The 21,160-nt window shown below is 44.2% G+C and carries 22 protein-coding genes; 4 read left to right on the top strand and 18 right to left on the bottom strand.

Going from position 1 to position 21,160, the window contains the following annotated elements:
* Positions 1–148 precede the first annotated feature (148 nt).
* The 4 genes from pbpG to H8K33_RS02570 all read right to left on the bottom strand — a co-directional run bounded on the left by pbpG (position 149) and on the right by H8K33_RS02570 (position 4,457).
* A complete protein-coding gene (pbpG, locus tag H8K33_RS02585; RefSeq protein WP_246443232.1) occupies positions 149–1,240 on the bottom strand; it encodes a D-alanyl-D-alanine endopeptidase in 1,092 nt (363 codons plus the stop codon).
* A gap of 151 nt (positions 1,241–1,391) precedes the next feature.
* Positions 1,392–2,087: a nitroreductase gene (locus tag H8K33_RS02580; protein ID WP_186889401.1), complete on the bottom strand. Its 696-nt coding sequence runs from the start codon at positions 2,085–2,087 to the stop codon at positions 1,392–1,394.
* 84 nt (positions 2,088–2,171) lie between these two features.
* The gene (locus H8K33_RS02575; protein ID WP_186889400.1) at positions 2,172–4,193 is read right to left on the bottom strand and encodes an ATP-dependent DNA helicase; all 2,022 of its coding nucleotides are present in this window, start codon (positions 4,191–4,193) and stop codon (positions 2,172–2,174) included.
* 63 nt (positions 4,194–4,256) lie between these two features.
* Positions 4,257–4,457, bottom strand: a complete 201-nt coding sequence (locus H8K33_RS02570; protein ID WP_186889399.1) for a YdcH family protein — start codon at positions 4,455–4,457, stop codon at positions 4,257–4,259.
* A gap of 79 nt (positions 4,458–4,536) precedes the next feature.
* Here H8K33_RS02570 and H8K33_RS02565 point away from each other — a divergent pair, with 79 nt between their 5' ends.
* Positions 4,537–5,334: a PP2C family protein-serine/threonine phosphatase gene (locus H8K33_RS02565; protein ID WP_186889398.1), complete on the top strand. Its 798-nt coding sequence runs from the start codon at positions 4,537–4,539 to the stop codon at positions 5,332–5,334.
* A gap of 95 nt (positions 5,335–5,429) precedes the next feature.
* Here H8K33_RS02565 and flgL read toward each other — a convergent pair whose 3' ends face one another.
* The 11 genes from flgL to flgB form a co-directional block, all read right to left on the bottom strand.
* Entirely contained in the window at positions 5,430–6,644 is a 1,215-nt protein-coding gene (gene flgL, locus H8K33_RS02560) for a flagellar hook-associated protein FlgL (RefSeq protein ID WP_186889397.1), read from the bottom strand.
* Positions 6,645–6,655: 11 nt separating this feature from the next.
* The gene (gene flgK, locus H8K33_RS02555) at positions 6,656–8,974 is read right to left on the bottom strand and encodes a flagellar hook-associated protein FlgK (RefSeq protein WP_186889396.1); all 2,319 of its coding nucleotides are present in this window, start codon (positions 8,972–8,974) and stop codon (positions 6,656–6,658) included.
* Between the two features lie 121 nt (positions 8,975–9,095).
* Positions 9,096–10,007 (bottom strand): flagellar assembly peptidoglycan hydrolase FlgJ, encoded by a 912-nt coding sequence (gene flgJ / locus H8K33_RS02550; protein ID WP_186889395.1) that lies wholly within the window; start codon positions 10,005–10,007, stop codon positions 9,096–9,098.
* 170 nt (positions 10,008–10,177) lie between these two features.
* Positions 10,178–11,260, bottom strand: coding sequence for a flagellar basal body P-ring protein FlgI (locus tag H8K33_RS02545; RefSeq protein ID WP_281387252.1), 1,083 nt, complete (start codon positions 11,258–11,260; stop codon positions 10,178–10,180).
* 77 nt (positions 11,261–11,337) lie between these two features.
* On the bottom strand, positions 11,338–12,006 hold the full coding sequence (locus H8K33_RS02540) for a flagellar basal body L-ring protein FlgH (protein WP_186889394.1): 669 nt from the start codon (positions 12,004–12,006) through the stop codon (positions 11,338–11,340).
* A gap of 83 nt (positions 12,007–12,089) precedes the next feature.
* Positions 12,090–12,872, bottom strand: a complete 783-nt coding sequence (flgG, locus tag H8K33_RS02535; protein ID WP_186889393.1) for a flagellar basal-body rod protein FlgG — start codon at positions 12,870–12,872, stop codon at positions 12,090–12,092.
* A 93-nt stretch (positions 12,873–12,965) separates the two neighbouring features.
* Complete coding sequence (gene flgF, locus H8K33_RS02530; RefSeq protein ID WP_186889392.1) at positions 12,966–13,706, bottom strand: flagellar basal-body rod protein FlgF; 741 nt, start codon at positions 13,704–13,706, stop codon at positions 12,966–12,968.
* 45 nt (positions 13,707–13,751) lie between these two features.
* On the bottom strand, positions 13,752–15,077 hold the full coding sequence (gene flgE, locus H8K33_RS02525) for a flagellar hook protein FlgE (protein WP_186889391.1): 1,326 nt from the start codon (positions 15,075–15,077) through the stop codon (positions 13,752–13,754).
* A gap of 163 nt (positions 15,078–15,240) precedes the next feature.
* Entirely contained in the window at positions 15,241–15,915 is a 675-nt protein-coding gene (locus tag H8K33_RS02520; protein WP_186889390.1) for a flagellar hook assembly protein FlgD, read from the bottom strand.
* A gap of 27 nt (positions 15,916–15,942) precedes the next feature.
* Positions 15,943–16,347 (bottom strand): flagellar basal body rod protein FlgC, encoded by a 405-nt coding sequence (gene flgC / locus H8K33_RS02515; protein WP_186889389.1) that lies wholly within the window; start codon positions 16,345–16,347, stop codon positions 15,943–15,945.
* 25 nt (positions 16,348–16,372) lie between these two features.
* On the bottom strand, positions 16,373–16,768 hold the full coding sequence (gene flgB, locus H8K33_RS02510; RefSeq protein ID WP_186889388.1) for a flagellar basal body rod protein FlgB: 396 nt from the start codon (positions 16,766–16,768) through the stop codon (positions 16,373–16,375).
* Positions 16,769–17,053: 285 nt separating this feature from the next.
* On the opposite strand from flgB, the gene flgA reads away from it, so the two are divergent.
* The 3 genes from flgA to H8K33_RS02495 all read left to right on the top strand — a co-directional run bounded on the left by flgA (position 17,054) and on the right by H8K33_RS02495 (position 18,686).
* On the top strand, positions 17,054–17,758 hold the full coding sequence (flgA, locus tag H8K33_RS02505; protein ID WP_186889387.1) for a flagellar basal body P-ring formation chaperone FlgA: 705 nt from the start codon (positions 17,054–17,056) through the stop codon (positions 17,756–17,758).
* Between the two features lie 122 nt (positions 17,759–17,880).
* The gene (gene flgM, locus H8K33_RS02500) at positions 17,881–18,195 is read left to right on the top strand and encodes a flagellar biosynthesis anti-sigma factor FlgM (RefSeq protein ID WP_186889386.1); all 315 of its coding nucleotides are present in this window, start codon (positions 17,881–17,883) and stop codon (positions 18,193–18,195) included.
* Entirely contained in the window at positions 18,192–18,686 is a 495-nt protein-coding gene (locus H8K33_RS02495; protein WP_186889385.1) for a flagella synthesis protein FlgN, read from the top strand. Before flgM ends, H8K33_RS02495 begins: the two co-directional genes overlap by 4 nt.
* 144 nt (positions 18,687–18,830) lie before the next feature.
* Here H8K33_RS02495 and motD read toward each other — a convergent pair whose 3' ends face one another.
* The 3 genes from motD to H8K33_RS02480 all read right to left on the bottom strand — a co-directional run bounded on the left by motD (position 18,831) and on the right by H8K33_RS02480 (position 21,156).
* Positions 18,831–19,610: a flagellar motor protein MotD gene (gene motD, locus H8K33_RS02490; RefSeq protein ID WP_186889384.1), complete on the bottom strand. Its 780-nt coding sequence runs from the start codon at positions 19,608–19,610 to the stop codon at positions 18,831–18,833.
* An 80-nt stretch (positions 19,611–19,690) separates the two neighbouring features.
* Positions 19,691–20,440 carry a flagellar motor protein gene (locus tag H8K33_RS02485; RefSeq protein WP_186889383.1) on the bottom strand — a complete coding sequence of 250 codons (750 nt, stop codon included), beginning with the start codon at positions 20,438–20,440 and terminating at the stop codon, positions 19,691–19,693.
* Positions 20,422–21,156 (bottom strand): RNA polymerase sigma factor FliA, encoded by a 735-nt coding sequence (locus H8K33_RS02480; RefSeq protein ID WP_186889382.1) that lies wholly within the window; start codon positions 21,154–21,156, stop codon positions 20,422–20,424. Before H8K33_RS02480 ends, H8K33_RS02485 begins: the two co-directional genes overlap by 19 nt.
* Between the last annotated feature and the right edge of the window lie 4 nt (positions 21,157–21,160).

Genomic DNA, 21,160 nt, shown 5'->3' with positions numbered 1-21,160 from the left:
TTAGGCGCGTCTTCGAGTCTATTTGAGACGATGGTGGAAATTCTGGATTAAACGCTGTTAGTTTTTCTCATTCTTTACACAATTCTTCCACGCATAAAAAAAGCTTTGCAACGCAAAGCTTTTTTTATGCACACCAGTATCTCTGAATTTATCCCTGTGGTCGCATTCCTTGAATCAATTTCTTAACGCGACTAGCATCTGCCATACGTGAATATTTACCTTTAGAATCCAAAAACACCATCACCACGGCGCGTCCTTCAATAATTGCCTGCATGACCAAGCAACGACCAGCTTCTGCAATGTATCCGGTTTTTTGCAAACCAATATTCCAGTCAGATTTATCAACCAAATGGTTGGTTGTACCATACTCTAACAATCGTTTTCCCTTAGGATTCACAACATACTTTGTGTCGGTTGAATACTCACGAATAAGTGGATATTGATAAGCAGCGTTAATCAGTTTAACCAAATCACGCGCACTTGCTACATTCTTACTTGATAAGCCACTAGAATCGACATAATAAGTGTCATTCATGCCAAGCTGCTTGGCTTTGACATTCATCGCAGCGACAAATGCAGACAAACCACCTGGATAACTTCTTCCCAGTGCTGATGCCGCACGATTTTCTGAACTCATCAAAGCAATATGCAAAAGATCCGCACGGGATAGTTTTGCACCAATCGCCAAACGAGAACCGGTTCCTTTTTCACGATCAAGATCATCCGTGGTAATTTCTATCACCTCATCAAGATCTTGCTTTGCTTCGACAACGATTAAGCTGGTCATCAACTTAGTGATCGATGCGATAGGTAAAGATACTTCTGCATTTTTTTCAAACAAGACTTTAGAACTATCTTGATCAACGACAAATGCCGCGTTTGAAGACAAGGAAAGCGCGTCTTTAGACTGCTTCAATCCAACCGCGTCGCCCACGCTTGGGCCTTCATTATCCAAGGCTGCATAACGTATGGCTGCTTTGGATTTGGTGGTTTTTTTAGATTTTGAGACGATGAGCGTCTGCTTACTGCGTTTTGTTGATTTTTTCGCTTTGACTGATTTTGCCTGTACCAAACTACTCTTTTTCAGACTGGTTTTTTTAGAGCGCACCTGCGTATCACTCGCAGCACTGACTTGGGACACAGCAAAAACAGAAGCTAATGCAAATGCAGACAAAACCGTTTTATTCAACGAAAAACTGAACATAGATTTCACCATAGACTTCAAACGTAGTGCAACCATGTATTACTCCTTGAGGCAAAAATTTCCTAATGGAACGAAGTGTAGCAAATTCTTGATAATTCGCAAGAGAATTAAAGACTTAGCGTCACATCCTCACCAGAATTCTTCACATTTGAATCAAACGTATGCAAATGATATAAATTTTTTACACTCATTCTAGAAATTGGACAAAATCTTCGAGCCGAGCACGTTCAGTTTGTAAAGAATTTTCAATCTTATGCATGTCTGCAAACCCCAAAGACATTCCACAAACCAGCATTTCTTGTTCTGGCAATGCCAATTCCTCTTGAATGATTTTGTGGTATTGGGTAAATGCCGCCTGCGGACAAGTATCTAATCCTCGCGCCTTCGCGGCTAACATAATATTTTGCAGAAACATTCCATAATCCAGCCAAGAACCCTGCTCCATGACTCTATCGATCGTAAAAATCAAGCCTACTGGCGCATCAAAAAAACAATAGTTGCGGCCATGTTGGGCATGCATACCCTCCTTATTTTCACGTGCCAAACCAAGCAATGCATATAAGTCCCAACCAACTTTACGTCGTCTATCAATATAAGGGCTACGCCATTCGACCGGATAGTATCGATATTCTTCCGTATGCAATTTCGCTATCTCGGGGTTATTGTGCGCAGCCAAAATCTTACTCGACAGTTGTTGTAGCCGATCACCAGTCAGCACGTACACTTTCCATGGTTGCGTATTTGTCCCAGAAGGCGCGCGAGCTGCCACATCCAGAATTGCACGGATGTCCTCGACAGCAACGGGCGTGTTGAGAAATGCGCGTAAAGAACGGCGTGAACGAATAACTTGATCAACGGTCTCTTGTACTAAATTCGAAATCATCGGCTAACTCCTAAAACTCATTGTGTATAACTGGCGTATCATTGGCGTATATAAAGTGCGCAAATTTGCTCATGTAGATATGTTCTAGTCTATTGATGATTTCTGTCGCGACAGGGCTAGGTCTGAGAAAAATTTCAGCACGACAGGCAATTCTCGTGTCCGCGCAAACGCCGGCAAACTTTGCCAAATACGCTTACCATAAGGCTTAGAGATCAATCGTGGATCGCAAATCATGAGCACACCGCGATCAGTTTCATCGCGAATTAATCGGCCTGCACCCTGCTTCAAATTAATAATCGCTTCGGGTAACTGGTGATGCACAAAACCATTTAAACCCTTCTTTTCCATCGCCTCAATTCGCGCCGCTAACACGGGGTCGTCTGGTGGTGCGAATGGTAACTTATCGATCACCACCAAGGAAAGTGCCTCGCCGCGTACATCCACGCCCTCCCAAAAACTTTGCGAGCCAATGAGGACACCATTTCCCGCAGCTCGGAACCGATCTAATAATTCTGTACGTCCGGCATCACCTTGTACAAACAAGGGAAAATTTAATCCTCGTTGAGTGAATTCATCTTTCAAACGTTCTGCACAATGTTTGACCGCCTTGTTGGTTGTGCACAGTAAAAACGTGCGACCTCCAGCCGCTTCAATAATTGGCAAAGCCGCATCCACTACCGCATCGGTATACTCTCTCGAATTAGGCTGCGGCATCCCTTCTGGCACGTAAAGTACGCCCTGCTCTTGATAATTAAACGGACTCGGCCAAGTACGAGCAGGCTCATCCCATAAACCCATCTGGGACACGTAATGACTAAAATCATTTTTCACAGCCATGGTTGCGGAAGCAAAAATCCATGTGCGTGGTACGCCTTCACGCTGCTTGTTAAAAATTGGCGCGATAGATAACGGCGTCCGATGCAATTGCAACGAGACCGAATAAGCCTCAACCCATAAAACACATTCAGGCTTCGCTTTGGCAGCTTTCGAATCAGGTTCAAGTTCACGCCAATCGTCTAGCTGATCTTGCAAATCGATAGCGCGCACACGACATTGTTCAATTGTCTCAGCTCGTTCGGCTTGTTTCTCTAAAACTTGGATCAAATCACCCAGAGAGTCTTTTAATGTCTCCAGATTTGGAAAGAAATCACTAGACGGTGCAATTTGTTGCAATGACAAACGAATCGAATCTTGCGGGAAAGATAGGCGTAAATCGCGTGCAGCACGCTCAACTGGTGCAACTATCTTTGCCCATTCGGCACCATCTCGTGCATGTGATAAACCTTCAGCTAAAGTATCACGGCACAACTCAAGAATCTGCGAAGTAGAAATCGAGTCTCCAAAAAATAAGGTGGCGGTCTCAGGCAGTTGATGTGCTTCGTCAAAAATCACTGTATTGGCGGATGGTAGTAACTCAGCTATTCCAGTGTCTTTCAAAGCCAAATCAGCAAAAAACAGATGATGATTTACCACGACGACATCTGCTTGCTGCGCCTCTTTGCGCGCTTTCATAACGAAACAGTCTTGGTAGTATTGACACTCAGAGCCCATACAATTGTCTTTGGTCGAAGTCACCAAACTCCACACCGGGGCGGTCTCTGGCACTCGCGTCAACTCGGCTTTATCACCACTACTCGTCGTCTTAATAAAGCGTGAAATATCACGTAAGTAACCCACATCTTCCCGCGATGTTAGGCGACCATTTTGCAATGTGCGTTCGAGATGAAAATGGCAGAGATAGTTTGCACGCCCTTTTAATAAGGCAACAGAAACCGGAGCCCGCAACACCTTTTTGATGGTCGGGATATCGCGCAGATACAATTGATCTTGGAGATTTTTTGTCCCAGTAGAGACAATGACCTTACCGCCCCAAAGCAAGGCTGGAATAAGATACGCAAAGGTTTTACCGGTTCCGGTTCCAGCTTCTGCCAATAAAGTTTGCTGTCCAGCAATCGCTTGTCCAATCGCCTTTGCCATTTCAATTTGCGCTTGACGCGACCGATATCCTTGGATCGACGAACTCAAAAGTCCGCTATCACCAAAGATTCGTTCTACTTCAGAGTCATGAATGCCAGTGCCATTCGGTATTAAATTATGTTCAGTCAAAATAAAATGCAATCAAATACAACAAGTAGCGAGCAAGCGAATAACAAAAAATGTTTTTTCATCTTAGGCAGGAATATCTGGAGACAATTGCATTTTTAGTAGCGCAATATAGTCTTTCAACTGTAACTTACGTTTTTTCAGACGGCGCAATTGTAATTCATCATGATTTGGATCTTTAATAATTGCCTCAATCACAGAATCAAGGTCTCGATGTTCAACTTCTAATTCACAAATGCGCATTCGAATTTGATTTGTATGGTCCATAAGCTTTAAGAGCGAGTAAAATACAGCAAGTTTATTTAAAAAATTCGGAATTTCCGACTAGTGTAATCTACCACGACGTATGAGCCAATATAAGATCGAAGCAGGCACCGCTCAGCATATCGGTGATCGTAAAGAACAACAAGACCGCGTCGCACTTTTCGCAGCTCCACATGCACCAGGCCATATGATGGCTGTCGTTGCAGATGGGATGGGCGGCAAGAGCGGTGGTGCTATCGCAGCAGAACAAGTTATTCGTTCGGCCAAAATGTTATTTGATGAATTCTTCCCGGGCAATGACATCAAAAAAATGTTAGAGGCGATCGTACACGAAGCCCATACCGTCATTAAGTTATCGGCAGTTTCATCTGAAAAAGAACCTCATAGCACTTTTGTTGCGATTGTTATTTCCCCACAAAAAGCAGTTTGGGCTCATGTGGGTGATTCACGGATGTATCGCTTTGATGGCCCCAACTATGCAGAGAGGACCAAAGACCATTCTTATGTAGAGCGCTTGGTTGATGAGGGCTCCATTACGGCGGAAGAGGCAAAAAATCACAAAATGTCGAATGTCTTGGTGAATGTACTTGGATCAAAGAATGCTATTCCCTACGTCAGTTTCGGAGAAAAAGATAATCTCACCGCTGGCGATTCATTTTTATTGTGCTCAGATGGTTTGTGGCACTATTTTGCGGATATCGAGCTATCAGTTGCCGTTGGCGCAAGCACGCCACGTCAGGCTTCAGAGCTATTAATCAAAAAAGCACGTGACCGTGCAAACTCGCAAGGCGATAACGTCTCTTTTGCAATCGTTAAGTTAGTTGAACCACCTGTTGAACAGAAAACTTACATTGCTGAGAAAATGACTAGGGCTATCTAAGTTAAGCTCAAAGAAGCAATAAAAAAGCCTCACTAATTTATTTTAGTGAGGCTTTTTCTAATTCAATCTAGTAAAAATTCCGCTAGATCATCAAATTAGTTGATGTAGTTAAACAGCGACAACGATGAGGTTTTTACAAATGATTGCTGCGCGGCCTGCAATACAACCTGATTTTGATTCAACTCAGTGATTGCCTTCGCATAATCTAAATCTTGGAGCGCGGATAATTCTTGTTTATAAATCACCCCCATACTCTCACCAGCATTATTCAAATTCTCTAGCTCTTTTAGGGCGGTACCTAAACCAGTGCGCGCCAACAATACATTAGACAAGGATTTATCAATATTCGAATTAGCTTGGCTAAGATTTGCAGTTAATTCAAGCTTTTGAGGCACATTTCCTGCTGGACTCTTTAGGGTGTTAATTAAGTCCGTCAAGGTTTCAAAAATATTTTGATTACCTGGCTGAATCGAAAACTTATCATCAGGTCCCGGAGCACCAGGCGTATTGGTTAATGTGATGTCCATACCATCAACAGTCACTGTCTGCGGGCTTGTGTATGCAGTACTTGGAACCACAACCACACCAGTGGTTTTATTCGTAATTGTAAAATTCGCTCCCGTACCATCGAAAGCAACTTCATAGTTATTGCCAGTCAAATTTGCTGTCGTAGGAACATTAATTGCTGCTGTCGCCACCGCTTGACCGACATTTGATGGATTTGGCCTAACATTGAATTGCCCAGCTGACGTACGAATATTCCCAAAGATAGCGGAGCCAATATCACTGATAGGAATTTGTCGTGAGGTGTCTACCTGCAAAAACCGAGGTCCCTGATCGCCATTGTATTGCGCACCACCTTGTGTTTTGGTGTAGGGCGCGATCGTCGAAGAAAAACCAGAAAAAAGGTAAGCATCGGTACCGTCCGTTGCATTTGCAAATCCAAACAACTGGTCTAGACTTCCCTGCAATTCGTTCGCAATATAGCCGCGTTCTTGATCAGTTAAAGTGCCGTTACCTGCACTGACCACAAGTGTTTTCACATTGTGCAAAACAGTCGTGACGTTGCTTAAGGTATCCTCAGCAATACTCAAGGTATTTGTTGCATTTTTCCGATTCACCGCATACTGGTCGTTGACAGCATCTGTTTGGGAAATCACCAAAGCACGTGCTGAGCCAATTGGATCATCAGATGGATTAAGAATACGACGTCCGGATGCAATTTGCTGTTGCGTTCGATTCAAACTCACCTGCAAATCGCTGATACGCGCGCCACCGGATTCGTAGATCGTGTTGGTGCTAATACGCATAATTATTCCTCTTATCTTCCCAACGCCAATAGAGCATCAAACAACTGACTGGCAATTTGCATCAACTTTCCTGCGGCTTGATAGGCCTGTTGGTAGCGCAATAAATTTGCAGCCTCTTCATCTAAATTAACACCAGATTCGGATTGCTGTGCTTGTAATGCCTGTGTCAATAACTTGGTTTCAGCTTTGGTCGTCACTTCCATCTCGTGTGCTTTGTTACCGACATTACTGACAAATTGTCCGTAAGCACCTTGAAAACTTGTTGTGCCCGAGGCCATTGTGTTCTTGGTTTGTAATCCGGCTAAAAAAGTCGCATTTCGATTATCCCCAGAACCAGAAGGATTTCCCGTAATCTTAACGACATCACCATTTGCATATGCACCTGACACATTAAAACTTAAACCATTGAAACTGATGGTTGATCCCTCGATATAGGGAATTGGAGACCCGGCAACATACGACGTTGTCGTGCCACCATTTTTTACTGTCACGTTGGCATTGGCTGGAAAGCCAGTAAAATTATTTCCAGCAGAATTATAGGTTAAGGTCGTCGGCGTAATAGGCAAAGAACTGGCAAGTGTGAAAGTATCGCCTGCAGTTGGCGCAGCTGGATTGTCTTTGATCACAAAACTAACGCCACCATAAGTTACGGTAGCACCACTGGTATATGGCACATTGACTACTTGAGGCGGTGTTGCAGCTGGCGCTGCTGCTGCGGCAACTTCATAATTTGAAGTGACACCGCCGTTTGTTACCGAAACCAATGCACCAATAGGAAAACCAGCCAAGCTATTTGGTGCTGTCGCAAAAGTTAAATTCAGTGGCGCTGCCAAAGTGGTACTTTTATAAGAGTCACCTACGGTCACGAACCCAATCACCGCATTCGCAGAATTGCTGGTGGTAGAAACCAACGAGTTGACTACACCAGTACTAAACTTTCCACTACCTAAATTTGTACTTGGTAAGCTGGTAGTAACGGGAGTTGCCGCAGCAATTTTCGAAATATCTGTGATTGCCAAACTAATTGACGACGCCGCTTGCGCCGTTGGTCTCACCATAAACTCATCGTTGACAGTAGGCGTTACTACTGTAGGGGGAGCACCAATTGCTGCCAGATTAAAACTTAAGCCATCGACAACAGCAGGCAATGTCTCCGATGTCTGCACACTACCGTCCGACACACGCGTTATTTTGTAGTAGTTAGCCGCAGGCCCCACACCCGCTAGGTACTGGACACGATAATCACTAGTCGTCAATGCGCCAACGTCAGAAAAAGAAACAGCCATATTCGCAGTGCCAAGATTCGCACCACTAGGTGTCGAAACTGGTCCAGCAATCGAAAAGAAATCTTTACCTACCTGCCCATTTAGGTCTTGTCCTAATTTATGTTGATCATTAAATTCAGTCGCAATCGAGACAGCAACGCGGCCCAATGAATTCTTAGCCATGTCCAGTGTATTCGAACGGAACGCGAATAGACCGCCAAGTTCACCACCGGTGATGCTTTTCTCATTCAATTGAATTAAGGCGCCATTACTTTCATAAGAAACTTGAAGTCTACTTGGATCAGTTAGCGAACTTGTTGGCTGTAACACACTAACACTCGCACCCAGTACCAAAGGCTGACCAGTTCCCATGAAAATATTATATTTTCCGCCTTGATTCACGACAGAAACACTCACTAATTTACTCAATTCAGTAACCGCATTATCGCGCTGATCGAGCAAATCATTTGGTGCTGCACCACCAGATACAGATTGAGCAGTTTCAATAAAATCATTTAAATCAGCAATTTGCTTCGCATAACCATTAATACTTGTAACCGTTTGACCAATCCGATTGCTGACATCATCTGATATTTGGTCTAAACGCGCGCCCATGCTTTGAATTCTGGACGCCAGTGAGGAGCCATTCGAGAGAACTGCTTGGCGAGCGGCTGCCCCAGCAGTACCATTTGGACTGGTTGCTAGATTTTGTATAGAGCTGAAGAATTCTTGCATGGCCGGAGAGATCCCTGCAGTAGGATCCGCGACCAAATTATTAATTTGCTGGACTTGATTTAAATAAGCTGCCGCATAATTTTTTGAGGATTGGGTTGCATTAACTTGCTGTCCAATAAATTCATTGTAAATACGTCGTACTTCTCCGACAACAGTTCCTTGCCCAATAAAACTGCCGCCAACATTCTGCGCAGCCGCTGCACTTTGCAGCATTACCTGACGACTATAACCTGGAGTATTAACGTTGGAGATATTATGTCCAGCCGTGGCTATGCCCATCTGAGCCGCTGCCAACGCACTTTGCCCAATTCCTAGAATATTGGTACCCATAATTCAACCTATTCACTCAAATATAATCTTCACACTACCGTATGGAGAAAGCTTTTCTGGCTTCCGACTCTTATTTTAACGGGCCATAACAAGAAAACTTTAATTCAACAAAGATTCCGAACTAGCCTGAAAATGATTGTTGTATCACTTTCGTCAACTTTTGAGCGTATTGTGGATCCGTTGCATAACCGGCTTTTTGCAAGGCATGTGCGAACTGAGAGGCATCACCGCCATTTTGCAGCACGGATTGATAACGAGGATTATCACGAATCAATTTTGCATAATCTTTAAACGCGTCACCGTAATTATCGTAAGCGCGGAACTTCTCCACCTTCTGATATGCAACACCATTAACATACTCAGTAGTTAATGCATCAACTGTACGACCTCTCCAGTTTCCGCTAGCTTTAATTCCAAACACGTTGTGACTAGTCGAGCCATCAAGTGCTTTAATTTCATGCTTTCCCCAGCCCGACTCTAAAGCTGCTTGCCCGAGCATAAATTTGGCAGGAATACCAGTTCCCTGACTTGCCAATTCAGCATGTACTCCTAATTTCCGGGTAAATTCTTGAACATGACGAGCACTTGAATTGGATTCGATCCCGCCAGTTGAGCTAAGTAACTGCTCCGATTTTGCGGCGTAACTTTGTTGTTGTATGTATTGATTCACGCCGCCCAAACCACCTAAAGCTAAGGGTGGTGCATTTTCAGTTTGCAAAACCTGATTCATTGCATTATTCGACAGCTGTCTGACCATCGCATCTGCCAAGCCAATTCCGCGACTTGCCATTTTTTGCGACAATTGTTGATCGAGCATTGATGTGTACATACGGCTTTGTTCATTATCGAACATCCCCTCTTGGCTACCAGCTTGTCGCATCGACTTTAACATCATGCTGACAAAGAGCGCTTCAAACTGCGTTGCCGCGGCCTTCAATGCTTCGGGAGAATTATCCTTTGATGCGTGACGCAATGCGTCAAGCCCCTTGCTATCAAATGCAAGTTTTTCGGATAAATCTGCACGACCAATCATCACTTCTCCTGTTTAAATTAGGATTTACACAAATTTGCGCGGACTAAACGCGGTGCCGAAGTCAGTTCCATTGAACGGCGAGGCAAGCCCAAGAACGCCAGTGCCGATTTTACTAAACCCTATAAATTTGCTTTGCTTATCTAGGGCGTGTTGACCTAGCATCAATTCAATTAAATAATTTCTAGATCTGCACGCAAGGCACCTGAAGATTTCATCGCCTGCAAAATAGCTAATAAATCTTGCGGGGTTGCTCCAATTGAATTTAAAGCCTTCACCACATCCGCTAAAGATGCTCCCGCTTTTAGCATCAACAATTGACCACCCTCTTTCGTAATCGAAATATTTGAATTTGGTGTTGCTGCGGTTTGTCCGTTGCTCAAAGCATTTGGCTGGCTAACGGCATTGTCGGTATTGATGACGACACTCAAATTACCATGAGCGACAGCACAGGTCTCTAAGCTAACAGACTGATTCATTACAATTGAACCAGTGCGCGCGTTCAAAATTACTTTCGCAGCTGTCTGCGCAGGCGTCACTTCGATACTTTCTAATGCGCCGAGAAAAGCGACACGCTGATCATTTACCTGAGGGGCTTTCACCTGTATCACCCGACCATCAACTGCCGCAGCTGTTTCTGGACCAAATCGCTTGTTAATCGCTTCCACAACACGACTAGCTGTTGAAAAATCAGCGGTATTTAACTCAAGCTGAATTGAATTTCCATGACCTATCGGTGATGGCACAGCGCGTTCCACTGTCGCACCGCCGGATATTTTACCGACACTCAAATGATTCACCTGTGTCTGACTGCCATTGGCAGAAGCGCCAACACCGCCGACCAGAATATTTCCTTGCGCAATCGCGTAAATTTGATTGTCAGCGCCTTTAAGCGGAGTCATTAATAAAGTTCCACCTTTAAGGCTTTTCGCATTTCCCATTGATGACACAGTTATGTCTAATGTTTGCCCTGGTTGTGAAAATGGCGGTAAAGATGTTGTCACCATGACTGCCGCCACGTTCTTTAATTGCAAACTGGTACCGACAGGAATAGTTACGCCCATCTGCTGCATCATGCTAATAATACTTTGCACAGTAAATGGCGTTTGGGTGGTCTGGTCACCACTGCCATCCAAACCAACAACCAAGCCGTAACCCATTAATTGATTTTGTCGCACTCCTTGAATACCAGCCAAGTCTTTCAAACGCTCAGCATGACTTGGCGCACTCAAGACTACACAAATAGTCAAGGCCATTAATTGCCACAGCAAACGACGATATCGCTTGATGTGCAATTCAGAAAATTTAAATTTATCCATAGCACACGCTCACTTTAAAATGGTAATACGCTAAGGAAGAATCTGGTCAGCAAAGAACTTACCTCCGCCAGATCAACACGTGAAGTTGAACGATACTCAAATCTCGCGTCGGCAACCTGCGTCGAAGAGACTTGATTTGATGCGGTAATTGTTTGTGGATTCACCACACCAGAAAAACGCACAAACTCGGCGCCCTTATTGAAGGCGATTTGCTTTTCACCGCTTACCAATAAATTGCCATTTGGCAGAACATCAATCACCGTCGCGGCAATTGTGCCAGTAAATGAATTGCTGGCAGTCTCTGCACCTTTTTCATCAAACTTGGTAGAGGCATTAGTAGCAATGGAGGCCTTGGCTGTCGTCGTCGTCGGAATACCAAATATCGTTGGCGCAGCAAACGCCGCACTTCCGGATTTACTACCTGAGGAGCCAGCAGCTTTGGTTGCAGAAGTGTTTTCACTAATCGCGATCGTTAATACATCGCCTATCATGCGTGCCTTTACATCTTCAAACAAAGGTCGATAACTGGCCGCTTGAAAAATTGCGCCATTTGTTTCACGTTGATTTTTTGCACTCTGTGAATGTACTACCCCAGTCTGATGCACAATTGCTGGAGGTGTCGTACTACAAGCAGACAACACCATTCCCCCAACCATCAACCAAATCCATTTTAATATTTTCATTTTGCACTTTCTAACTGGGCGAAGACTTGACTAGCGTACTGAATCAAATAAATAAGCAAGCAGTCCATCCAATTAATCTCGCATCATAGCTGCGACAAACGTTGCAACATTTGATCAGAGGTCGTAATCGCCTTACTGTTAATTTCATAGGCACGCTGAGTTTGAATCATGCTCACGAGCTCTTCGGCCACATTCACATTTGAAGTTTCGATAAATGACTGCACCAAGAGACCGGCGCCATTCGTACCAGGTGCATTTGTTCCTGGATTGCCAGATGCTGCGGTCTCTACGTACAGATTTTCACCCAAGCTCATCAAGCCAGCAGGATTAATAAATGAGGCCAATTGAATAGACCCCACTTGAACTGGGGCGGCAGAGCCTGGTTGTGTCACAGATACCGTACCATCACGCGCTACAGTAATCGACTGTGCATTTGCGGGAATCGTAATCGCTGGTTGAATGACGAAGCCACTTGATGTCACCATCTGGCCTTGGCTGTCTACCTGAAATGAGCCATCTCGGGTATAGCCAGTCGTACCGTCCGGCATCAACACTTGAAAAAAACCCTGCCCATTGATTGCAAGATCTTTGCTATTACCTGTTTGTTGCAGATTACCTTGCGTAAAAATACGCTCAGTCGCAACAGGTCGAACACCGACACCCAGTTGCAATCCAGAAGGCAATTGCGTTTGCTGAGAACTTTGCGCGCCTGGTTGACGCACTGTTTGATATAACAAATCTTCAAAAACCGCACGTGAACGTTTAAATCCAGTGGTGCTAACGTTTGCCAGATTATTCGTGATGACATCCATTTGCGTCTGTTGCGCATCGAGGCCAGTTTTTGCAATCCATAATGAGCGTATCATGCGCTTCTCCTGTTCATTTGCAGTGTGAGATTTCGTCGCAAAACGATGACTTCACACAAATTCATGCTTTGCGATATTCTGCAATGTTTTGCATTAACTCAATGCGAGGATTTGACTAGCTTTTGTAGCGTTACTCTCGGCATTACTCAATAGCTTCATTTGCATTTCGAACTGACGAGCCAGATTAATCATCGTCACCATAGACTCAACCACATTGACATTGCTACCTTCAAGCATGCCACCCGCTACAGAAACGGCTGCATCAGCAACTGGAGCGACACCATCTTTTGTTTTAAACAGGCCATCGGCATCGCGTACAATATTTGCCTCTGGAGGGTTCACCAATTTCAAGCGTCCTAACACTTGCACCGCATTGGGTTTTGTTCCCATAGGAATACTGGAAACAGTGCCATCCTTAGCGATCGCAATCGTGACTTCTGGCGGGATTGTGATGGGGCCGGCATCCCCCATTACTGTCAAACCGCTGTGTGTTTGTAGTACACCATTTTCACTAATCTTCAAGCTGCCATGTCGCGTCATTTTTTCGCTGCCATCTTCTGCTTGCACAGCCAACCAACCTTTGCCCTGAATCGCAACATCAAGTTCTCGACCTGTATTTTGCAAACTCCCACTGGAAAAGTCTGTTCCGACAGTCGCGTCAACGACAAATGCACGAGTTGGAAGTCCTTCACTAATCACAGGTACGGCACGAAAAGAATCAATCTGCGCACGAAACCCTGTCGTTGTTGCATTCGCGAGATTATGCGATGTCGTCGCTTGCTGCTCCAGGATATGTTTAGCTCCTGTCATCGCGGTATAAATTAGTCGATCCATCGCATACCTCCCACCTCAATTTCCAAACAAAAACAGAGCACAAAATTATCGTAAATTGACCAAAGTCTGCAAAATCTGATCGATAGTTTTAATCGTTTGTGCATTGGCCTGATACACGCGCTGTGCGGTGATCATATTAACCAACTCACCGGTTAAATCGGTATTAGAATCCTCTGTGGCGTTCGAAGTTAGCAAACCCAAACTACCAGAACCTGGTGGCCCAACCAAGGCAGCTCCAGATGTGGCTGTCTCTGTCCACTGGTTGTCGCCTAGCGACTGCAAACCATTAGCATTGGTAAAATTCGCCATTACTACTTGTCCTAGCACTGATGTTTTACCGTTCGTATAGCTACCGACAATCGTGCCATCTTTCGCAGTATTAAATTTTGATAATTTGCCAGATGTGTATCCATCTTGCTTAATCGCATTCACACTAAATACCGCACCAAATTGCGTCGTCCCTGTTAAGTCATATTTCACAACAAATGGCGTTGCTGCACCCGTTAAAACAGGGATTGAAATTGAAAATGCATTTGGATCTGTCGCTGCGAATGGCGGCGTAGCGCCTGTCAACTTACCGAGGTTGTCGAATCCAACACGTCCAATAGGTACAGGTGGAGCAGGCAACACGGAACCGATCGACAAACCATCAACAGCAGCATAAACATCCCACTCAGATGTTGCTGGTGCGGTTGGAGGCGTTGCTATAGGATCTCTGCGCACATAGAAGGTTTGTAGCACATGGGAATTACCTAAGCTGTCAAACACCGCAACCGAGGTAGCATTGTTATACGACAGCGGATCTGTCAACGAGAATGCAATCGGAGTGATAACAGGTGGAGACGCAACTGGAAGTTGGGTGCCAGGAACCAAGGCACGAGAATCAAGATTCAATAATGCCGATACCGAGTCGGTGACTTTTGGAGGAATATCACTGGTATTAATATTCAAGGGAACAGCTGAACCCGTTGACAGCACGCCGTTCGTGTCAGCAGCATAACCCGTCAACTTTGCCCCTTGGGCATTCACAATATTACCTTCTTTGTCCAACGAGAACTGTCCATTTCGGCTATAGGTAATTGCACCGTTTGTCGACATCCTGAAAAAACCTGCACCGTTAATCGCGATATCCAGCGGATTATTAGTAGAGGAGATATTTCCTTGCGTGAACAGCTGTGCCACCGTCTGCACTTTGACACCAATCCCTGCACCGCCACCACCTGCACCGCTGAGAGAATTCGCATACACATCGGCAAACTGTGCTTGCGCCATCTTAAATCCAACCGTGTTTGCATTGGAAATATTATTACCAATTACGTCTAGTGATTTGGATGCAGCATTTAATCCACTCAATCCTTGTTGAAAACCCATGATACTTCTCCTCTACTTTGGACATATATTGCAAATAATGAAATCCAATTACTTGCGACTGTCTGACATATAAATAGCTCGCTTAATCAAGCTCGCCAATTCACACAAAAAAATCAAATACTTTCTTTTTCATCAAATCATGTCGATGAAAAAAACTTCATCCTCAAAACATTTGTCGCACATCAGACAGAGCCACTTCACCACCGTTCAAAATACTCAACATTGTTCCTTGTCCACCAAAAGATACGCTGGAAACAAGTCCAAAACTCAAAGGCGTCACATCAAGTTTCGTGTCACCAGCATTTGCTTTCACTTCGAAACTGTAATTACCATTCGCAGCGACCGCACCCAACTCATTTTTGCCGTCCCAGCTAACTGAATTAAACCCACTCGTCATATTATTAAAATCGAGCGTTTTTACTAAGGCGCCACTCTGATCTCGGATCTTTACCTGAATCTTGTCCGCATTTTGTGGCAAGTCGAAACCCAATACAGACTTACCATCTTTTAATTCAACATTGGTACCTGGCACCACCACGCCATGCCCGATCAGTGAAGCTGCTTGCATACTCTGGCTACTTTTAAAACTGCCGCTCATCGCGGACATCGTCTCATTTAACTTATCAATTCCAGTGACGGTTGAAAGCTGTGCCAATTGGCTAGTTATCTGCGCATTATCTAAAGGATTAAGTGGATCTTGATTTTTCATCTGCGTAACAAGCAAGGTCATAAACTTATCTTGTGCATCTTGCGCAGCACTTTTAGTTGTGCGCGAACCATTCATCGATGCGAGCAAACTTGGATCGACTGTTTGTGTTTGGGTATTGATAGTGCTCATCTTTTTTGCCTCTCTACGAGATCAGGTTTATTGACCGATACTCAAAGTCTTCAACAGCATCGACTTTGCAGCATTCATCGTTTCAACATTCGTTTGATATGAACGCGAAGCAGAAATCATATTCACCATTTCCTCAACCACATTCACATTTGGCATCGCCACATAACCCTTTTCATCCGCCAATGGGTGCTTAGGGTCATACATCATCTTTGGCGGATTTGGGTCCTCCACCACTTGTGAAACTTTCACTGCAGTAGAAGCTGGATTTGAAGTTGGCATCGCGCTAAACACCACCTGCTTTGCCTTATACGCCTGCCCATTTGAACTAGTGACGCTATCCGCGTTTGCCAGATTGCTTGAGACCACATTCAAACGCTGTGCTTGAGCACTCATCGCTGAACCGGAAACATCGAATATCTTAAATAAGGACATGATTTTTACCCTTGTGCCTTTGTATTTAACCTTGAATTGCGGAAAGCAGACCTTTGATTTGCATGTTAATCATCGTCAGGCTAGCTTCATAACGCAGTGCATTTTCTGTAAACTCATTACGTTCAACATCCATATCAACCGTATTGCCATCGACATTCCCTTGCACCTCTGGGCGAAATGCCGGCGGCAAACCTGCCACTGTTCCCGCGCGACTCATATGGGCATCAACGGTTTTACTCAGATCTGCTGCATTATTGGTTTTCAAAAGCGCTGCATTCATCGCCGCACCAAAATCAACGTCACGCGCTTTATAATTAGGCGTGTCGGCATTAGCGATATTTGAAGCAAGCAATTGCTGACGCTGCCCCCTCACGGATAAGGCGAGCTGATGAAAGCGCATATAGTCGTCTAGCTTATTCATAAACCCTCTCCGATCTAACTCAAAACATTCTGCATGACCACCAAGCAAACTTGATGGCGGTTTCCGTTAAGGTGCATAGTAAGTTGGTCGCGTCTATTTTGATCCGTAGATAAAACACGGAAAGACCTGCTTATTCTGACTTTCGAGTTCAACCACTCCGCCTAAAATACACTTACTCACTAAGCCAGTGAATCAAGTAGTTAGTCATCACTAATCGTAGCAATTGAGTTGCAACTGAGCTGCAATAACACAGCAAGCGAATGCAAAAGGGAAAAGGGAATTGAAGTGAAACACTTAAGCCGCTTAATATTCGCCATCATTATTTTGACAATGCACGCCAAGGCACTTGGACAAATTGCAACAACGCAAAGCGAACAATCGATAGCGATTTCCAAAGAAGTCGAGCGTTTTTTACGATTACAGACAAGCCAACTAAACAACGATATCGAAATTGGCGTCAAACCAATTGACTCTCGACTAAAACTACAGAGTTGTGATGAGTTAGTCGGTTTTCTTCCACCCGGCACAAAAGCTTGGGGAAAATTAACGGTTGGGGTCCGTTGCACCAAACCAAAAGCGTGGACCATTTATGTTGCCGCGCAAGTGCGTGTTTTTGGCGATTACTACGCAACCAAAAGTCCAGTTAATGCTGGACAAAAAATAACAGAGAAAGATGTAGTGAAGATTCGCGGTGAAATTAGCAATCAAGCTCCTGGCGTCATTCTGTCTATCGACAATGCAATCGGAAAGACAATGCAGTCAGGCTACCCTGCCGGCGTGAGTTTGCGAGCAGACATGTTCAAACTAATACCAATAATTCAACAAGGTCAAAGTATCAAAATTATTAGTCAAGGTGCTGGATTTCGGGTTTCAAATGACGCCATTGCACTCAACAATGCCAGCGAAGGACAGATAACTAAAGCGAAAACACAGTCTGGCGTTTTAGTGAGTGGAATTGCACGTTCTGGCGGATTCATTGAAGTTCAGTAAAGCTTACAAAAGCAATACTTTTAAATCAACATAAGAATTACTGAAATAAGGTTAAAGTTTAAAATAAGCGAGCCGTTATAAAGAGTGTAGATGTATGTTAATCCAACCTCAAAGGTAACATCGTGAAAATTAATGATTCGCTAAACTCAACCCAAGGACTTCCTAGCAGTCCTCCGGCGCCACGTGCGGATAAAGCTGGCGACAATGCGAAGGTGGTTACCACACCTTCGATCAATGTGCAGATTTCGCCCATGTCCGTGCAATTACAAACCATGCAACGCACTCAGGCAACTGGTGCGGTATTTGAAGCAAAAAAGGTCGAAGAGATCAAATTAGCAATAGCCGAGGGACGTTTCCAAGTCGATGCAGAAAAGGTCGCAGATGGATTATTGGAAACTGTCAAAGATTTACTGAATGCCAGAAGACAACCAACATGAATCAATCATTGAACAATACCGCACAAGTTTTGCAGATCATCCATCATGAAATTGATGTCATGCAGTCTTTGGCTCAACTCTTAGAAGAAGAGCAATTGGTATTGATCGATAACGAATCTGATAAATTGGAAGTTATTACGCCGAACAAAAATAGCTTGCTGAGCAAAGTTGTTGAACTGGAAAAAAGTCGAAGCCAAGTATTAGCGCAACTTGGCTTAAGCAATGATGCGGTTGGTATGAGCCAATTCCTCGCCATGAATTCGCATAACGCGGAATTAGAATTGGCATGGAAGTCGCTGCTAGCGATTTCCAGTGCTGCGCAAGAACAAAATAAAAATAATGGGCAGTTAATCAATCGCCAACTGAGTAAAAATCAAGCAGCATTAAATGTGCTACAAAGTGGCAGCGCTCATCAGGCTGGTTCTATGTATGGTGCTGATGGACAATCCAAAGTCAAATCTAACGCAAATCGTGGCATTGTTGCAGGCTAGCCATTAGACGCAATTTGCGGAATTTATAGCGCCGCCCCCTCTCAAACCTTAGCAGTCAATACGCTTCTTTAGCTGAAGTAACTTCAGTCATATCCAACTTCAAATCAAAAAAGTAAATCTGCTAGCTTAAGGCTTGATGCTAGCCTAAGGCTTGATTCCAGGGGAAACTGGAACATCAACAGGTGTTTCTGGCAATACCGAAAGAATAGTAATCGCGACACGCCGATTTCTAGCTCGCCCTTCCGCAGTTTCGTTTGAACCCACAGGAAACTTCGGACCTTGACCGACTGCCGTGATACGATTTTCGTCTACGCCATTTTCCATAAACAGACGCGCAACGGTACTTGCTCTCGTTGCCGATAATTCCCAATTTGATGGGAAAGTTGAGTTTTTAATCGGAAGATTATCGGTAAAGCCCTCAACCTGTATTGCATGACTATCTAATTTCAGTACCTCAGCAATGGCCTTCAATGCTTCAAGTGAATCAGTATTGAGCTTCGCCTCGCCCTGAGCAAAAAGCAAACTGGCATTAATTTCAATGGAAACACCGCGACTTGTTTGAGTAACACGCACTTTACCTTCGCGTACAAGTGGCTCCAGCACACTCATAATATCGCGTGCGACTTGGGTCATTTTTTCGCGCTCTTTTTTTAATGGTTCTGTATTTCTAGGGCGAATGAGCGGTAGGGTATCAATCACCGCATTTTGATGTTTTTTCAAATCCGGAATTTCGCCTGCAGCGACAACGTTTGCGCCAAATGCACCAGTCAATGAACTAGACAATACCCTGTACTTACCTTCATTAAGTGAAGAGATTGCATACATAACCACAAAAAAAGCAAAGAGCAAGGTCATGAAGTCAGCGTAAGAGACTAGCCAACGATCATGATTATCGGGTTCTTCCTGATACTTCTTACGTGCCATATAGAGAAATCAATCTAAATATTTGTGATTTGTGACTTGAGATTTCAATTAAACAAATTACGAAGCAATCATTTTTCTAGCTAGGATTTTTTCTGCCGATGATTGGACAGACGCTCTTCAACTATTCTCGGACTATCGCCTTGTGCGATACTAAAAAAGATATCCGCCAGCATTTCTCTGCGCACGACCTCTTTTCCGACAATCTCTTTGAGCTTATTCGCAATCGGCAAGAAAAACAGATTCGCCAAGCCCACGCCATAAATCGTTGCGACGAATGCAACGGCAATGCCGCTGCCCAGCTTACTTGGGTCGGTCAAGTTTTCCATGACGTGAATTAAGCCTAGTACAGCACCTAAAATCCCAATGGTCGGAGCATATCCACCTGCTGCATCCCAAATCTTGATTGCTTGACGCTGTTCCATTTCGTAAAAAGAAATATCGACATCAAGAACATCTTTAATACGCTCGGGATCAATCCCATCAACGACCAATTTCAAACCTTTTTCAATGAACGGATCTTTAACTGAATCGATATAGCGTTCCAAACTTAAAAATCCCTCACGTCGCGCCACGACACTCCAAACCAAAGCATCTTGTACATTTTTACGACTTTTATCTTCTGGCAACAACACAATCCATTTCAACAATTTAATGCCACGAATAAAGGTCGACATTCGACTTTGAAGCAATACTGCGCCAATCGTACTAACCACCACGATAACGAATGCCGCAGGCTGAACCAAAGAGGACAGCTGCCCTCCTTCAAGTAACTGTCCAGAGAGAATGCCTGTAACAACAAGAATAATTCCGATTAAGCTAGCCCGGTCCACGCCCGCTCCCTTAAAGATGCACGCAGCCGGCCGACAGCTTGGCTATGCAATTGAGAAACGCGAGATTCAGAAACACCCATCACCGCGCCAATTTCTTTCAAATTCAATTCCTGTTCGTAATACAAACCCATTAATAACTTTTCACGCTCAGGCAAACTATTAATGGCAAAAACCACCGCGTCACGAAAATCTCCGTGCAATAAGTCCTGCAACGGATCACCGGAACGGTCGTCATTACAAAAATGATCGAGAAAGTGTTCCTTGGTATCCGCATCATGAAAATCTTCGTAATACAATAATTGATGACCACCGCTTTCACCGAGTAATTCTTGGTAATCGACCAGCGTCAACTTTAAATGTTTGGCTAACTCAGTTTCCATAGGCGGCCGCCCAAGCTTTTGCTGCAGCTCGTTCATCGCATTTTCAATCTTACGCATATTTTGCCGAACGCCACGAGGTAGCCAATCACTACTACGCAATTCATCCAACATCGCACCACGAATTCGTTGAATCGCATAGGTTTCAAATTGCGCGCCATGGTTATCTTCATAGCGGTTAACAGCATCTAGCAATCCAATCATGCCGGCTTGAACCAAATCATCAACTTCAACACTAGGTGGCAATCTCGCTTTTAATTGATAAGCCAAACGCTTCACCAAGGGCGCATGCTCGGTGAGTATTGAGTTCTTATCTGATTTACCACTTGCTGTGTACATAAAT

It is taken from the genome of Affinundibacterium amnicola, from assembly GCF_014284275.1.
Classification (GTDB): Bacteria; Pseudomonadota; Gammaproteobacteria; order Burkholderiales; family Burkholderiaceae_D; genus Undibacterium; species Undibacterium amnicola.
The sequence above is the reverse complement of the archived record's forward strand: the minus strand, read 5'-3'. Positions and strand labels throughout refer to the sequence as shown.

Bases quoted from the DNA above. Each gene is read 5' to 3' on its own strand.
- pbpG (WP_246443232.1), bottom strand. From the start codon at position 1,240: ATGGTTGCACTACGTTTGAAGTCTATGGTGAAATCTATGTTCAGTTTT.
- H8K33_RS02580 (WP_186889401.1), bottom strand. From the start codon at position 2,087: ATGATTTCGAATTTAGTACAAGAGACCGTTGATCAAGTTATTCGTTCA.
- H8K33_RS02570 (WP_186889399.1), bottom strand. From the start codon at position 4,457: ATGGACCATACAAATCAAATTCGAATGCGCATTTGTGAATTAGAAGTT.
- H8K33_RS02565 (WP_186889398.1), top strand. From the start codon at position 4,537: ATGAGCCAATATAAGATCGAAGCAGGCACCGCTCAGCATATCGGTGAT.
- flgL (WP_186889397.1), bottom strand. From the start codon at position 6,644: ATGCGTATTAGCACCAACACGATCTACGAATCCGGTGGCGCGCGTATC.
- flgK (WP_186889396.1), bottom strand. From the start codon at position 8,974: ATGGGTACCAATATTCTAGGAATTGGGCAAAGTGCGTTGGCAGCGGCT.
- flgJ (WP_186889395.1), bottom strand. From the start codon at position 10,007: ATGATTGGTCGTGCAGATTTATCCGAAAAACTTGCATTTGATAGCAAG.
- H8K33_RS02545 (WP_281387252.1), bottom strand. From the start codon at position 11,260: ATGGCCTTGACTATTTGTGTAGTCTTGAGTGCGCCAAGTCATGCTGAG.
- H8K33_RS02540 (WP_186889394.1), bottom strand. From the start codon at position 12,006: ATGAAAATATTAAAATGGATTTGGTTGATGGTTGGGGGAATGGTGTTG.
- flgG (WP_186889393.1), bottom strand. From the start codon at position 12,872: ATGATACGCTCATTATGGATTGCAAAAACTGGCCTCGATGCGCAACAG.
- flgF (WP_186889392.1), bottom strand. From the start codon at position 13,706: ATGGATCGACTAATTTATACCGCGATGACAGGAGCTAAACATATCCTG.
- flgE (WP_186889391.1), bottom strand. From the start codon at position 15,077: ATGGGTTTTCAACAAGGATTGAGTGGATTAAATGCTGCATCCAAATCA.
- H8K33_RS02520 (WP_186889390.1), bottom strand. From the start codon at position 15,915: ATGAGCACTATCAATACCCAAACACAAACAGTCGATCCAAGTTTGCTC.
- flgC (WP_186889389.1), bottom strand. From the start codon at position 16,347: ATGTCCTTATTTAAGATATTCGATGTTTCCGGTTCAGCGATGAGTGCT.
- flgB (WP_186889388.1), bottom strand. From the start codon at position 16,768: ATGAATAAGCTAGACGACTATATGCGCTTTCATCAGCTCGCCTTATCC.
- H8K33_RS02495 (WP_186889385.1), top strand. From the start codon at position 18,192: ATGAATCAATCATTGAACAATACCGCACAAGTTTTGCAGATCATCCAT.
- motD (WP_186889384.1), bottom strand. From the start codon at position 19,610: ATGGCACGTAAGAAGTATCAGGAAGAACCCGATAATCATGATCGTTGG.
- H8K33_RS02480 (WP_186889382.1), bottom strand. From the start codon at position 21,156: ATGTACACAGCAAGTGGTAAATCAGATAAGAACTCAATACTCACCGAG.